Below are 13426 nucleotides of genomic sequence, written 5' to 3' on the forward strand. Positions count from 1 at the left end.
CAAATGTGGTGATTCCGTTAGATCTTCTTGCATCTAATTGAGTATTCGAATCTGTGAGAACTAACGGCAATGCCCTATCTTCCCCTTTCAAACTACTCTACGCTCAATGATGAATTTTGCCCTTCGCTCAACTAATCACCGCTTGGTATACGTAGCTCTTTTGCTGTGGACCGCCTTTTATGGATCGTATTCAACGGGACTTATCTTTCAGGTTTTCAAATTGATGTACACTGATATTTCAACCTATATCAATTTAGTCATCGTTGTCCTCTGTTTAGTTCAACTCAAGAAGCTAAACAACGCCGTTAGAATCTCCATCTTAATGGCTCAAATCACTGCTATCGCCTATGGAATGATCCAGAACTTGGACGATTTCATCGACGCCATAACGAATTTTGAGAATCCACTTTTCATGGTTTTGAGTAGTATTCCCCTATTATTTGTTATAGCTATTGTCGGAATGAATCCAAAGAAAATCGACAACAACAAGGCCTTTGAAGACCGGGAAGACCTACTTGATTTATGAATCCCCATAGAATCTCTAAAGCCCTCTTGATCTTAGCAATTGTAGTTTACACCTCTAGAATTGCAGATCCTTTAAGTGAGTTAACTCGTCTTTTCATTGGTGATACGCGAATTCTGTGGAATGCCATTCCCATCTTGTGCATGATAACGTTATTGTACGAGTACAGCTTTCGCCTTAAGGTATTTACCACATTCGTTTTAGCCGTCCCTATTTATACCTCGTTTGAATACGCCACAGAGATAAAGTCAACATCCATCATTTCTACCATTTCTACCCTTACACAACTGGGAGGAACACAAGCAATCATTGCCTTGCTGGCTGTTTGGATCTATAGAGATTCTGGGAGTTCCAAATCCATTTATTGGAACGCCACATCCATTGCCGTATTTACGGCTCATTTGGCGTTCATCTATTTCTGGATTGATGTTCTATCTGCTCGCCTACACTACACCGAATTCACTTTTTGGCCGATTTACGCCATACCGCTGCTCTTTTACTTGGTACTGAATTCGAAGAGAATTGGGCGAAAATGGATGTATGCGGGACTGATCCTATCCGCATTTCTGCTGGCATTAAGTCCACTGATTGTCAATACCACATTCTTTAGCGATCAACACAATGCAACAATAGAGTCGCCTGGATTGATACTTTCGTTCTTCATTTTTCCTGTTTCATTAGGGTATCTGGCGATCATTTGGATAGAAGTGATCCTACTTGCTCTCACCTTTCTCAACTTGCATCTGTGGTGCGAGAAACATAGACTAAATTTGGAATAGAGATTGTATAATAATCGGTCAATCTTCATCCTATGAAAATCAAAACTGTACTACTAGCATTGGCACTCATTTCTTTCGCGGATGTCATTCTAGTAGCCTGCTGTGACTGCGATTCTGAGCCCGCTGGGTTATACAAAATCTGCGACATCAACATTGCCAACCTCGATAACTCCGATCTTCAAATAACTGTAGCTTCAGATACGGTACCCAAAGAAGCCTATGCCCTTGAACTCAACCTTAATATCACCACGAATGAACAATGTGCTAAATCAATGACATTGTTTTCGGGGGCTTACGCCACTAGTTGTGAATGTGCAATAGATTACTACACCGATAATCCTATAGTAGACCTCCGTGTTGTTTCGACAAATGACATCAATCCCAATCTTCCCGCAGGAACAGATTTATCAAACTATTTCTACCTATTCGACGGGTTTGAATACATCCCCTCTAGCACTATTATTGGGAACTATGTGATTGATGATTATCGCACTGTCATCACGCATCAACTTCGCTTAATGGAATATCCAGAGGCTAGTGGAATGCAAACCTTTGTGGTGACTATTGAACTTGAAGACGGAACTGTGCACTCCTCTCAAGCACCAACCATCTATCTAAAATGAAACGAGGATTCATCACTTTATTCAGTGTTGTCAGCCTCTTTCTTCATGGACAAGAGGATGATTACTTCACGCCGGAATACTTGCCGAGTTACATTGAAATGACCGGTTCCTTTGAAATGGGTTACACTACTTCATCGTATCCCATTTTAGAAGATTATTCAACCGATGGAGCTGCTGGGTTTTATACCGATGGGATCACCTATGGAGCTAGAATACAAATTCGATTAGCCCAAGCTCGCGAGTGGTATGGAGGCCTTTCATTTCAATCACTCTCCACACCTCTTGGCAACAATAGACGCCTCGCAGTGACGGCTAGCATAGAAGCGGCCTACCCCGGATATACAGTTCGAGAAATCACTGTAACCCCTAAAACAGAGAACGGTTTAACCGATATTAATTCCTACAATTCTGCCTACTCCTTTAACTTTTACGCTGGCTACGGATTTCGCAAAGACCGAATTTGCATAGGGCTAGAAGGTGGACTTCAATTCACGGCTTCTCAAGGAATGTGGATAGATGCCGTGTTGAAAGAGCAAAACACAAATAATGAGTTCCGATTGGAACAGTATGGAACCTCTGAAAGCAGCCCCATTGCCTTTGGGCCCGGAATTGGCGTTGACCTGTCCTATCGCATTAATAGGCTTCTCGAAGTTTACGGTCATGCGCAGTTTGCTTTCACATGGTACCATTTCACATACGAGGAGTACTTCACAGACATTTTCAACAATTCCTACACTTACTACGAAAACGAATACTCGGGACAAGTAAATTTCTACAACATCATGGCCGGTGTGCGTTATTGCATAGGCCGTTGATGACGTATAATATGCAGTTGGTGAACTGAAACGTGCATTTGGTTAAATACCAAAAGTGTGAATTGTATATTGAGAGTACCTTTGAGGTGCTACCACCTCCTACTTAACGGTATGACTAATTCACACCTACAATCCGCAGAAATCATTCTGTTGGCCTTAGCTGGTATTTCCATTCTGGCTTTTTGGCTAGAACTACCTCACAGTCCAATGGCGATGATGGTCAGCGTTGGATTAGTTGCAATTTTCTATTTCTACTTGAGCATCTTTCTCTTTAGAGGGAGTCAACCTTTTAGTAAGCGAGCGTCACCGAAAGAGTCGCCAAGTGTTTTGGCCACAATCGGCACCATTTTAGGTGGAGCTGGCCTAGGACTTGTAGTTGCTGGCTTTGGATTGGAAGTGGTGAATTGGATGGATGCCACTGGTATTTCAACAGCTGGATGCATTCTCATAATGGTTGGCGGACTTGCTATTCGAGTGGGTTATAATCACGATAGAAATGTAATACGCCCCATTCTACTTCGCCTTTCTTTCGGCCTTTCATTGGGCATATTTACCCTCTTTTATTTTACGTGATTGACTAGCTTTACGAGATGAAAGCATTTCTCGTAAGCCTATTCGTCGTTTTGTGTCCATGGAACGCACAGTCTCAAGATGTTCAGATTGAAAACGAACTAGGCACCTTCCATGCCCACTGGAAGCGCGCTGCTGGTGGTGCTGTAGTGGTGATCATCCCAGGTTCAGGCACTGTAGATCGCTTTGGGAATTCGGGTTCCGTGAAGGGGAACAACCTACTCTACTTGAGCGACTCCCTTCAATTGAGAGGTATCAGCGTTCTCAGCACAGATAAACTCTCGGCCAGTGAATCTAAGCCGATCAACATCGATAGCCTTACCTACGATAGCTTTGTCGCGCTGGCTAACGAATGGGTTGATGTAGCGAAAGACTCTGGCTATTCCAAGATTTATGTATTGGGACATTCACAAGGTTCGCTTACCGCGCTCATACTCGGCAATCAACGAGATGATTTAGCTGGAGTCATCAGTCTTTGTGGCGCTGGTCAGCCGATTCAAGAAATATTGAAAGTACAATTGGCTGCGCAATTCCCACCCGAGCAAATGGATGGAATTCGCCTCGCATTAGACAGTGTTGCCATGGGAGAAAGCCCTAAATCCCCATCTCCATTCCTCAACGGTTTATTCAACCCCTCCCAATATCCCTTTTTGAAGAGTTGGATGGATTACGACCCGTGCATCTTTGCAGCCCAGATCAACTGCCCCCTCCTCATCCTATCTGGTGAAAACGACATTCAAGTACCAGTTTCCGAAGGTGAATTACTTCACAATTGCAATCCCGCTTCTCAGAACATCGTCATACCTGGTATGGGCCACATGTTGAAGAAATCCGTAAAACTCAGAGTTCTTGCTCTCCAACACTATGGAAATGCCGAGCTTCCAGTTATTCACGAACTACCAGAAACCATCGAGGCGTTCATTGAATCAAATTAGAGGAGGTCGTTTGCTAGGTTAGCCAACTCACTTCTCTCTCCCTTCTCCAAGGCGATGTGGGCATATAGTGGATTCCCTTGAAGCTTATCCACCAAATAACTCAATCCATTGGACTGCTCATCTAAGTACGGCGTGTCAATTTGGTTGACATCTCCCGTAAAGATGAATTTTGAATTTTCACCTGCTCTAGTGATAATCGTCTTTATTTCATGAGGGGTAAGGTTCTGGGCCTCATCAACGATGAAAATTACATTGGATAAACTTCTTCCACGGATATAGGCGAGTGGAGTCACTAGAATCTTCTCGCTATTCACCATATCCTCAATCTGCTTGTATTGGCGATCGCGCTCTGAGAATTGATTCTTGATGTACTTTAAATTGTCCCACAGAGGCTGCATATATGGGTTCACCTTCTGTTCCGCATCGCCTGGCAAGAAGCCAATATCACGATTGCTAAGAGGAACAATAGGCCGAGCTAGATAGATTTGCTTAAAATTCCGTCGTTGTTCCAAACTTCCCGCAAGTGCCAAAAGCGTCTTCCCGGTACCTGCCACACCCGTTAGCGAAACCAGCTTGATATTGTCGTCCATAATGGCATGGAGAGCAAAAGTTTGTTCCGCGTTACGTGGCTTGATGCCGTAAAACGACTTCTTTTCGATGTGTTCTAAAGCATCTCGATGTGCATTAAAGAAAGCCAAAGAAGAGCTTCTTGTCCCCTTCAGAATGTAAAACTTATTTGAAATAGGTTTAATCTTCTTGGTCAGCTTCACCAAGGCATCCTTATCAATATGACCATCCGCGTAGAGCTTATCAATCACTTTTTGAGGAAACGGAGAAATCTGCTCCTTACCCGTGTAGATATTTGAAATGTCTTGAATTTTACCTGTTTGGTAATCTTCCGCCACCAACCCTAGCGCCTTGGCCTTAAGGCGTAAGTTGATGTCTTTTGTGACGAGTACAATCTTCTTGGTAGGCTCATCGGATTCCAACTTCAGCGCAGCGTTTAGGATGCGGTGATCCATCTTATGAGCCGCAAACACCTTTTGGGCATCCACTTTATCGCCGCTTACGCTCATAATCACCTTGAACCTTCCCCGCTTTGGACCATTGAGGTTGATCCACTCGTTCACCTTATTAGTTCCCGCCTTTTTATCTAGGAAACGGATAAACTCACGAGCTTCAAAATTCTTCGTGTCATTTCCCTTCTTGAACTCGTCTAGCTCTTCCAACACGGTGATTGGAATAGCCACATCGTGTTCGTCGAAGTTCATAATAGCGTTGTGATCAAAGAGGATCACAGACGTGTCTAACACAAAGATTTTCTTTGAGGTCTTTCGGCTTTTGGAAGTTGATGTTGGCATATCAAATAATGGTTTCTAAAAAGGTAGAGAACCGTTCCACAAATCAGAAACTCGACAAAAGGAACTATCAACAATATGAGGCCGGATTCTGTTGGTAACTTGAAGTCGAGCGTACTCCTACGTTTCGTAACTTTAAAGTTCGTGTTCAAACTAAAGTGACAGACTTTCGTCTACAGGCGAAAACCAATATCTCCTATCTTGAAATCACTAGACACCACCGCGGTAACTCAAATTTTCCCACAGTTTACCGACCAAAACCTACTTAAAGAACTCAGTGAAAACGGCTACATCCAACGATACCACTCCGGTGATTATATCATGGATAAAGGAATGCCTGTAGAGTTCGTTCCGCTATTAATATCAGGCTCCATGCGCATTATGCGTAGAGACGACGAAGACCGTGAGTTGCTCTTGTATTATTTGAGAGCCGGCGAAACCTGTGCTAGCAGTCTAACGTGTTGCATGGACAAATCCATCAGTGAAGTTGAAGCTGTGGCTGAAGAAGACACAGAGGTGCTCGCTATCCCTTCTAACTTGGTAGATGTGTGGATGGAGAAATACCCTCAATGGAAGGCCTACGTGATGCAGACCTACCACGATCGATTTCAAGAATTGATGGAAACGATAGACGCGATTGCTTTTCATCAATTGGATGAGAGAATGTTGAGGTATTTCAATGAGCGCATTGAGAATCAAAATGGAGATCGTGTGATTAAGGCTTCCCATCAAGAGATTGCCACAGATTTACACTCCAGTAGAGAGGTGATTAGCCGATTGCTGAAACAGATGGAGAAGGAAGGAATGGTAGCGCTAGGCCGCAACCGGGTTGAAGTGCTCTAAGGCCTCTGCGAAGCCCATGCCATCAGCAACCTGCGAAGCCCTTGCCACCAGCAAACTGCGAAGCCCTTGCCATCAGCAACCTGCGAAGCCCTTGCCACCGGCAACCTGCGAAGCCCTTGCCACCGGCAACCTGCGAAGCCCTTGCCACCAGCAACCTGCGAAGCCCTTGCCACCAGCAACCTGCGTAGCCCTTGCCACCAGCAACCTGCGAAGCCCTTGCCACCGGCAACCTGCGAAGCCCTTGCCACCGGCAACCTGCGAAGCCCTTGCCACCAGCAACCTGCGAAGCCCTTGCCACCAGCAACCTGCGTAGCCCTTGCCATCAGCAACCTGCGAAGCCCTTGCCACCGGCAACCTGCGAAGCCCCCATCCAACCAACTGTGACTCCCATCACCTTTCCCCCATTTTCAACTTCGCATCTTTGTACCATCAAAACGACAAAGTTGAACCGAGCGCCGAGCTCATCAATCAAAAAATATGAACGTAGAACAGATATATACCAATTGTCTTGCTGAAGCGGCGTACTACATTACGTCCAATGGTGAAGCAGCTGTCATTGATCCACTGCGCGAATCTGAACCTTATCTCGAGCGTCTGGAGAGGGATGGTGTGAAATTGAAATACATTTTTGAGACCCACTACCATGCTGATTTCGTTTCAGGTCACTTAGATCTTGCTAAGAAAACCGGCGCAACCATTGTATATGGCCCTAATGCAAATCCTGTATTTGAAGCGCATGAAGCAGTGGATAATGAGGAGTTCACTATTGGCGACGTGAGAATTCGAGTACTTCACACTCCGGGACACACACAAGAATCTTCCACTTTTCTTCTCATTGATGAAAACGACGAGGAACGCGCCATTTTCACTGGAGACACCTTGTTCTTGGGGGATGTTGGTCGACCAGACCTCGCCATCAAAACCGATTTGACTCAAGAGGATCTTGCAGGAATGCTCTTCGATTCTCTTCGCAATAAGATCATGACACTTCCCGATAGCATTACGGTTTACCCTGGACATGGTGCGGGATCTAGCTGTGGAAAGAACTTGAGTTCTGATACGGTAGATATATTGGGAAATCAAAAGCGAACCAACTATGCCCTTCGCGAGAGTATGACCAAGGAAGAGTTCATCAAAGAAGTAACCGAAGGTCTTGCCCCTCCTCCACAGTATTTCCCAGAAAATGCCAAAATGAACAAGTTTGGCTACGATTCTGTGGATGAAGTAATGGAAAGAGGAATGAAAGCCCTTACCCCTGCAGAGGTAGCATCAGAAATCGAAGCTGGAGCCTTGGTGCTCGACACCCGTTCAGCGGATGCCTTTGCAGCTTCACACATCCCGAACTCGATGTTCATTGGCATTGATGGCAACTTCGCCATGTGGGTCGGAGCATTGATCACCAACCTCAAGCGCCGCATTGTCTTCTTGGCACCAGAAGGTCGCGAAGAAGAAGTGGTACGTCGACTTGCACGTGTGGGATACGACCATGCGGTGGGATACCTCAAAGGCGGGATGGAAGCTTGGACAGCGGCTGGCAAAGAAGATGCTAGCACAAAGTCTATTTCTGCCGTCACCTTTGAAGAGCGTTATGCAAAGGGTGAAACCAATGTTGTGGATGTTCGCAAAGAGGGAGAATACAACCGTCGACATATAGAAGGTGCACAATTGTGGCCATTAGACGACATTCTTCGTGAAATGGGAACTCTTGACAGAGAAAAACAAATGTTTGTACACTGTGCAGGTGGTTACCGATCTATGATTGCAATGAGCATGTTAGAAGCGGAAGGTTACACCAACCTGACCAATGTTGAAGGTGGATTCAAAGCAATTGAAGCGCTCAACCATGTTCCGTTGACAGATGAAGTTACGTGCGCAAGCACTGCACAATAGAGAGAGAGGTAAGTAGTGTGATTTTCAGAGAAGAGTTCAGAAATGAGCTCTTCTCTCTTTTTAGAACAATGCGTCGATCAGATCACCAGCAACTACGGAATGTTCTCCCCTCCTGGCTGCCACTTCTTCTCCTGCACAACCGTGCAACCAAACCCCATAACGCGCAGCGCGTATTGGAGTAATTCCCTGCGCCAATAATCCCGCGATAATTCCAGTAAGTACATCTCCTGTACCACCACTTGCCATGGCTGGATGTCCGGTTGAATTGAAATACACATTCCCGTCCGAATCGCAAACCGCCGTGTACGCCCCTTTTAATACAACGATGCACTTCTTGTCTCCTGCCCACGCACTCGCCTCTTGAAGCAGCTCTAAAGGAGACTCTACTTCCCTACCAAGCATTCGTTCAAACTCTCCCTTATGTGGTGTTAAAATGGCGTTTTGAGGAATGAGATGCCAGGCCTGTGAAGTTCCGATTAAATGGAGGGCATCGGCATCCAATACCACAGGAAGTTCAATTTCAGATAGGAGTTTTTCCAGTCCCTTAAAAACGGAATGCTCTCTTCCAAGACCTGGTCCTATTCCGATGGCAGAAATACGGGAAGATACGGGAACATTGCTCACAGAGCGCTCAGAATGATCGGTCTGAACCATGGCTTCAGGAGCAGAAATTTGAAGTACATCTCGTCCGCATGAAGGAACATGTGCGGTTACCAAACCCGCACCACTTCTGAGTGCAGCCTTAGTAGCAAGGACGGCTGCGCCCATCATACCTTCATGTCCACCAACAATTAATGCATGTCCGTAATCGCCTTTATGCGAAAAGACTTTACGCATGGGACGAAAGCTCTCTACCTCCTCATCCATGGTCAGGAAATAAGTAGAATGCTCCTCTTCCATGGCCAGTTCATCCAGGCCAATATCGAGTACATGTACATCTCCAGTATAATCGCCCATGTCTGGTAAAAGGAAGCTCAATTTGGGAAACTGGAAAGTAAGGGTGTGAGATGCTCGAACGGCGGTATTCCAATTTACGGTCGTAAAATCAGCCGGAATTCCAGTGGGGATATCAATACTTATGACATGATCGTACCCTTCCTCAATTCCCTTAACCACATCTCGAATGATACCGCGCAAGGGTTTATCCAACCCAATACCTAAGATGGCATCAATGGCGATGGAATTCTCATTCACTCGAGGCATTTCCTTGAGTCCATTGATGTAATGAACATTTAACTCCACTTCATCCAAACGACTCAAATTGTGATCGAACTCAGCGGAACCTTTGCTTCGGTGAGCTACAATAAAAGGCCTGCAGTTGTATCCAGCGTTATTGAGAAGTCGGGCTAAAGCGAGACCATCGCCACCGTTGTTTCCCATCCCACAGAAAATGTGAAACTCAACGTCCTTTTCGTAATAGTCTTCAATCCAATCCACGCAAGCAAGCGCTGCGCGTTCCATCAATTGAATAGAAGAAATAGGCTCTCTTTCTATAGTAGCGGCGTCAATTCGCTTGATTTGCTCGGCTGAGAATAGCTTCATGAATGGTTTGTACTTGTGGAATTAGCGTTGAATTACCATCGTTCAAGATAATGAAATCAGCGAGCTTCGACTTATGCTCGTCCGACCATTGTGATCGCATTCTGGCAACCACACTTTGTTCGTCCACGCCATCTCTATTCATTACCCTTTCGATGCGTACTTCTTCTGGAGCTGTGACCAAAATATTCGCATCGGAAGTTTTATATCCTCCCGTCTCAAAAAGAATGGCTGCTTCTCTCAAAACATAGGGCGAAGACTGCTCGTCCGCCCACCTCTCAAAGTCCTTAGCTACTGCAGGATGAACTACGCCATTCACAAATTGTCGATCTTCTTCCGATTCAAAAATTTTCTGAGCCAGCCAACTGCGATTCAAAACACCATCTGGATACAATTCTTCACCAAAATATGCGATCAAATCCGACTTCACTTCGTCGTCTTCCACCATCAATCGTTTGGCATTAGAGTCTGCGTAATAGCACGGAATGCCAAAGGCTTCAAAAACCTTCGCAACGGTGCTTTTTCCACTTCCTATTCCACCGGTAATTCCAATTCGTAGAGGTTTCATCAGCGCTGTTCTATCAGTTCAACATATTTCGGACTCCAATCGAGCACTTCCACAAAATCGGGCACGTGATTCCAACGTATGGGAACAACGGCGTCTCCCTTTTCCAATCGCATATAGCTAGCGCTGAATAATCCTCCGTGCAGGCGTCCAAAATCAGAAACGGGAACACGACATTTAACGTTTACCACTTCTGGAACGGCCTTCCACTTCGTTGTGTAGTCGCTATTATTTAGGCTTACCTCTACCCATTTCACCGTGCTTTCCTCCACACGTTGTTGAACGGCTACAGATTTAGTAGAAGATTGTAAGCCTACAGGTAGATTTACGGGTAAAATTCTATTGACATCTCCATCTACAGCAGATTGGGTAATGGTAGGCAACTTCCAGTACCTCAGCGTATCCAACACCTCAGAAGGACCAAACACATAGATAGAGTCTGGAGTGAGGATGGGTTTTTTATACCTGTAATACGGTGGTATAAAGTCGAGATCAAAATCTGCTCGAAGTTCAATTTTCACCTTGGCCAAGGAGCTTGTATTCACCCAAGTTGTATCTGCCAATCGAATCCAATCCACACTTCCAGGCTGGTAATTCTGTGTAGCTTGAATAAAGGAGGCTGACTTCAAATAGTAATGTTGATCATCGTAAGCTGTAAATCGATTAAAAGAAATTCGCACCGAATCTTGTTCAGTCCATTCTTCACGAAAGGCGTACAATGCCGGAGCAGAAATTCTAACATCCACTTCATTTAATGGCTCCACAAACATGATGTCTTGAGGGACATCCATCAACTTAAGGGGTACAGTAATAGTGGTTTGGATATTGGAATTTCCCAATTTCAACAACCCCCAAATGAACGCAGACAAAAGCAAAAACACCAAACGAGTAAGCCAGATACTTCGCTTGTTCTTCCAATCCTTTTTGACGCGTTGATTCATAGATGAAAAGTAGCTAAAATAGTAGCCTCCTACAAGATTGTATCGCGGAGGTTCTGGGAACAAAAAAACTCCCGCAAGCGAACTTACGGGAGTTTGTATTCATAGAGAAGAGTGATTTACTTCTTCTTCTTTCCGCCTTTTTCTTCTTTTGGCATATACTGAGCACTTAGCTCTTTGGAGATAGCCGATTTCTCAATTTTGAAACGGCCTCCATCTACTTCGAGAATGAGATAAGAATCCGCATCATTGAGATCTACAACTTTGCCGTGAATACCACTGGTGGTAACCACTTTTGCTCCTTTTACAAGTTGTGAACGGAACTTCGTTTCTTCTTTTTGCTTCTTCGCCTGTGGACGAAGGAAGAAAAGCCAAAAAACGGCGATAATAGCGATTAATGGAAGGAATTGTGCAATACCTCCGCCTTCAGCTGCCTGAAGAAAAATGTTCAAATAGTTCATTGAGTGTTTTTTAGAAATGCTTATTCAGCGGCTGGCTTTGGAGCTACAGTAGCTTCAATGTTCAATACCGTTGTATTCGGAACAGCGTTAGAAGTAATGGTAACCTGCTTTTTAGGGTTCCCAACTTTTCCGGCACTGCTAAAGCTAACTTTGATAGATCCCGATTCGCCAGGAGCAATTGGAGTTCTTGGCCATTCTGGAACCGTACAACCACAGCTACCGCGAGCATTGCTAATGATAAGAGGAGCATCTCCTGAATTGACGAATTCAAAAACGTGCTCAACTACATCACCATCCACGATGTTACCGAAGTCCCACTTCATTTCATTGAACTGGAATTTAGGTGTACCGCTAGCGTTTACATCCGCTGCTGTTACTTGATTGCCACCTTCCTCCATGCTTTCATAAGACACAGAAGATGCATCGCTGCTATTATCAATTTTAGAAACGGCGCTGTCGCAAGAAGCAAGACCCATGGCCGCAACTACTGCAAGTGCACTAATGCTAAGTTTCATATTGCGTTTGTTTATTAGTGTTTCCACATCAAATATAAGGCTACATCAGCCCTCGACCAACTTTAACGATGCGGTTCTCATCTTTCAATTGCAAAACGAGTTTGTCTAGAATACCGTTGATGAACTGACCGGACTTCGGCGTGCTGTATTCCTTGCTTAAGTCGATGTACTCATTAAGCGTCACTTTAACTGGAATTTGGTCGAAGTGAACCAACTCAGAAAGTGCCATTTTCATCAAGAGGATATCGATGGAAGCAATTCTATCGGTATCCCAGTTTTTCGTTTTGCCTGAAATCAACTTTTCGTTGTCGGCCGCTTCATTAACAGTGTAACGAAGAAGAAGTTTACCAAAACTGGCATCGTCATCATCTTTGTACAAGTCAACCGTAAGCTTGGCCGCATTCAAATCGTAGCCACCTGGAAGATCATTGAGTGTTTTAACCTCTCTTCCTTCTGGAATAGAAAGTTTTGAGTAAACAAACCCATTCACTTCTTGAAGTGATTTGATTGTCTTCACAACGAACATCTGCGCAGCATCTAGATCATCGGCCCAGTGCATGGACATATCCTCATACAACTGATGAAGGGTCTCATTCTTGGTGATGAATTCTGCGTAGAAAATCTTGAGAACCTGCTTGTCTTCCTTGAGTGAACTCTCGCCAGACTCCATGTAGCGTTCAAAGATTTCACTCTCTCTGAATTCAACAAAGATCTTTTGAAGGATTTCCATGTGATCTCCCCAATGCACCTTGTGATCTTCAAACTTGCGTTGAAGGGGTGCATTTTGAGCCAAGGCTTTAAGCACTCGGTTGTTCACAAACTTCAAATTCGGATTTAAGTCGAATTCAGTTGGACGGAACTTTTTGCGATTCTTTTCAATTCGCTCTTCAGCCATGCGAAGAATCTCAACGAATATTCTCAATTCGAAGAGATACAACTCATAAATGCGATTCAAACTCTTGTCGAGTTCTTTGAGATATAAGCTCAAATCGTTCTCTTCTCCTTGGCTAAAGCCGTAAAGCGACTGAAGAACTTTGATACGAATATGTCGGCGCGTAAGCATGCGTCGGCT

15 protein-coding genes are annotated in these 13426 nt (G+C 44.7%); 8 read left to right on the forward strand and 7 right to left on the reverse strand.

Going from position 1 to position 13426, the window contains the following annotated elements; all coding sequences use genetic code 11:
- The first annotated feature begins 106 nt into the window (after nt 1–106).
- The 6 genes from F8C82_RS05340 (at nt 107) to F8C82_RS05365 (ending at nt 4245) form a co-directional block, all read left to right on the forward strand.
- Nucleotides 107–526 (forward strand): hypothetical protein, encoded by a 420-nt coding sequence (locus F8C82_RS05340; protein ID WP_151692516.1) that lies wholly within the window; start codon nt 107–109, stop codon nt 524–526.
- Nucleotides 523–1302 (forward strand): hypothetical protein, encoded by a 780-nt coding sequence (locus F8C82_RS05345; protein ID WP_151692517.1) that lies wholly within the window; start codon nt 523–525, stop codon nt 1300–1302. Before F8C82_RS05340 ends, F8C82_RS05345 begins: the two co-directional genes overlap by 4 nt.
- Nucleotides 1303–1334: 32 nt before the next feature.
- Nucleotides 1335–1925 (forward strand): DUF5034 domain-containing protein, encoded by a 591-nt coding sequence (locus F8C82_RS05350; RefSeq protein WP_151692518.1) that lies wholly within the window; start codon nt 1335–1337, stop codon nt 1923–1925.
- Nucleotides 1922–2740 carry a hypothetical protein gene (locus F8C82_RS05355; protein ID WP_151692519.1) on the forward strand — a complete coding sequence of 273 codons (819 nt, stop codon included), beginning with the start codon at nt 1922–1924 and terminating at the stop codon, nt 2738–2740. The genes F8C82_RS05350 and F8C82_RS05355 overlap by 4 nt, the downstream gene beginning before the upstream one ends.
- 111 nt (nt 2741–2851) lie before the next feature.
- Nucleotides 2852–3313 (forward strand): hypothetical protein, encoded by a 462-nt coding sequence (locus F8C82_RS05360; protein WP_151692520.1) that lies wholly within the window; start codon nt 2852–2854, stop codon nt 3311–3313.
- Nucleotides 3314–3330: 17 nt separating this feature from the next.
- Nucleotides 3331–4245, forward strand: coding sequence for an alpha/beta hydrolase (locus F8C82_RS05365; RefSeq protein WP_151692521.1), 915 nt, complete (start codon nt 3331–3333; stop codon nt 4243–4245).
- Here F8C82_RS05365 and F8C82_RS05370 read toward each other — a convergent pair.
- Nucleotides 4242–5606, reverse strand: coding sequence for a PhoH family protein (locus tag F8C82_RS05370; RefSeq protein WP_151692522.1), 1365 nt, complete (start codon nt 5604–5606; stop codon nt 4242–4244). The two genes, F8C82_RS05365 and F8C82_RS05370, sit on opposite strands and share 4 nt — an antisense overlap.
- 198 nt (nt 5607–5804) lie before the next feature.
- On the opposite strand from F8C82_RS05370, the gene F8C82_RS05375 reads away from it, so the two are divergent.
- Both F8C82_RS05375 and F8C82_RS05380 read left to right on the forward strand, forming a co-directional pair.
- A complete protein-coding gene (locus F8C82_RS05375) occupies nt 5805–6446 on the forward strand; it encodes a Crp/Fnr family transcriptional regulator (RefSeq protein WP_151692523.1) in 642 nt (213 codons plus the stop codon).
- Between the two features lie 477 nt (nt 6447–6923).
- Nucleotides 6924–8336 (forward strand): MBL fold metallo-hydrolase, encoded by a 1413-nt coding sequence (locus tag F8C82_RS05380; RefSeq protein WP_151692524.1) that lies wholly within the window; start codon nt 6924–6926, stop codon nt 8334–8336.
- Nucleotides 8337–8396: 60 nt separating this feature from the next.
- Here F8C82_RS05380 and F8C82_RS05385 read toward each other — a convergent pair whose 3' ends face one another.
- From F8C82_RS05385 to F8C82_RS05410, 6 genes are all read right to left on the reverse strand, one after another.
- A complete protein-coding gene (locus F8C82_RS05385; protein WP_151692525.1) occupies nt 8397–9878 on the reverse strand; it encodes an NAD(P)H-hydrate dehydratase in 1482 nt (493 codons plus the stop codon).
- On the reverse strand, nt 9841–10443 hold the full coding sequence (gene coaE, locus F8C82_RS05390; protein ID WP_151692526.1) for a dephospho-CoA kinase: 603 nt from the start codon (nt 10441–10443) through the stop codon (nt 9841–9843). Before coaE ends, F8C82_RS05385 begins: the two co-directional genes overlap by 38 nt.
- The gene (locus F8C82_RS05395; protein ID WP_151692527.1) at nt 10443–11381 is read right to left on the reverse strand and encodes a YbbR-like domain-containing protein; all 939 of its coding nucleotides are present in this window, start codon (nt 11379–11381) and stop codon (nt 10443–10445) included. Before F8C82_RS05395 ends, coaE begins: the two co-directional genes overlap by 1 nt.
- 116 nt (nt 11382–11497) lie before the next feature.
- Complete coding sequence (gene yajC, locus F8C82_RS05400; RefSeq protein ID WP_151692528.1) at nt 11498–11839, reverse strand: preprotein translocase subunit YajC; 342 nt, start codon at nt 11837–11839, stop codon at nt 11498–11500.
- Between the two features lie 20 nt (nt 11840–11859).
- The gene (locus F8C82_RS05405; RefSeq protein WP_151692529.1) at nt 11860–12354 is read right to left on the reverse strand and encodes a DUF1573 domain-containing protein; all 495 of its coding nucleotides are present in this window, start codon (nt 12352–12354) and stop codon (nt 11860–11862) included.
- 40 nt (nt 12355–12394) lie between these two features.
- Complete coding sequence (locus F8C82_RS05410) at nt 12395–13417, reverse strand: transcription antitermination protein NusB (RefSeq protein WP_151692530.1); 1023 nt, start codon at nt 13415–13417, stop codon at nt 12395–12397.
- Between the last annotated feature and the right edge of the window lie 9 nt (nt 13418–13426).

The organism is Phaeocystidibacter marisrubri, from assembly GCF_008933165.1.
Lineage (GTDB): Bacteria > Bacteroidota > Bacteroidia > Flavobacteriales > Schleiferiaceae > Phaeocystidibacter > Phaeocystidibacter marisrubri.

What these genes read in the sequence shown, in the direction of transcription:
- F8C82_RS05340 (WP_151692516.1), top strand. Translation starts at nt 107, where the DNA reads ATGATGAATTTTGCCCTTCGCTCAACTAATCACCGCTTGGTATACGTA.
- F8C82_RS05345 (WP_151692517.1), top strand. Translation starts at nt 523, where the DNA reads ATGAATCCCCATAGAATCTCTAAAGCCCTCTTGATCTTAGCAATTGTA.
- F8C82_RS05350 (WP_151692518.1), top strand. Translation starts at nt 1,335, where the DNA reads ATGAAAATCAAAACTGTACTACTAGCATTGGCACTCATTTCTTTCGCG.
- F8C82_RS05355 (WP_151692519.1), top strand. Translation starts at nt 1,922, where the DNA reads ATGAAACGAGGATTCATCACTTTATTCAGTGTTGTCAGCCTCTTTCTT.
- F8C82_RS05360 (WP_151692520.1), top strand. Translation starts at nt 2,852, where the DNA reads ATGACTAATTCACACCTACAATCCGCAGAAATCATTCTGTTGGCCTTA.
- F8C82_RS05365 (WP_151692521.1), top strand. Translation starts at nt 3,331, where the DNA reads ATGAAAGCATTTCTCGTAAGCCTATTCGTCGTTTTGTGTCCATGGAAC.
- F8C82_RS05370 (WP_151692522.1), bottom strand. Translation starts at nt 5,606, where the DNA reads ATGCCAACATCAACTTCCAAAAGCCGAAAGACCTCAAAGAAAATCTTT.
- F8C82_RS05380 (WP_151692524.1), top strand. Translation starts at nt 6,924, where the DNA reads ATGAACGTAGAACAGATATATACCAATTGTCTTGCTGAAGCGGCGTAC.
- F8C82_RS05385 (WP_151692525.1), bottom strand. Translation starts at nt 9,878, where the DNA reads ATGAAGCTATTCTCAGCCGAGCAAATCAAGCGAATTGACGCCGCTACT.
- coaE (WP_151692526.1), bottom strand. Translation starts at nt 10,443, where the DNA reads ATGAAACCTCTACGAATTGGAATTACCGGTGGAATAGGAAGTGGAAAA.
- F8C82_RS05395 (WP_151692527.1), bottom strand. Translation starts at nt 11,381, where the DNA reads ATGAATCAACGCGTCAAAAAGGATTGGAAGAACAAGCGAAGTATCTGG.
- yajC (WP_151692528.1), bottom strand. Translation starts at nt 11,839, where the DNA reads ATGAACTATTTGAACATTTTTCTTCAGGCAGCTGAAGGCGGAGGTATT.
- F8C82_RS05405 (WP_151692529.1), bottom strand. Translation starts at nt 12,354, where the DNA reads ATGAAACTTAGCATTAGTGCACTTGCAGTAGTTGCGGCCATGGGTCTT.
- F8C82_RS05410 (WP_151692530.1), bottom strand. Translation starts at nt 13,417, where the DNA reads ATGCTTACGCGCCGACATATTCGTATCAAAGTTCTTCAGTCGCTTTAC.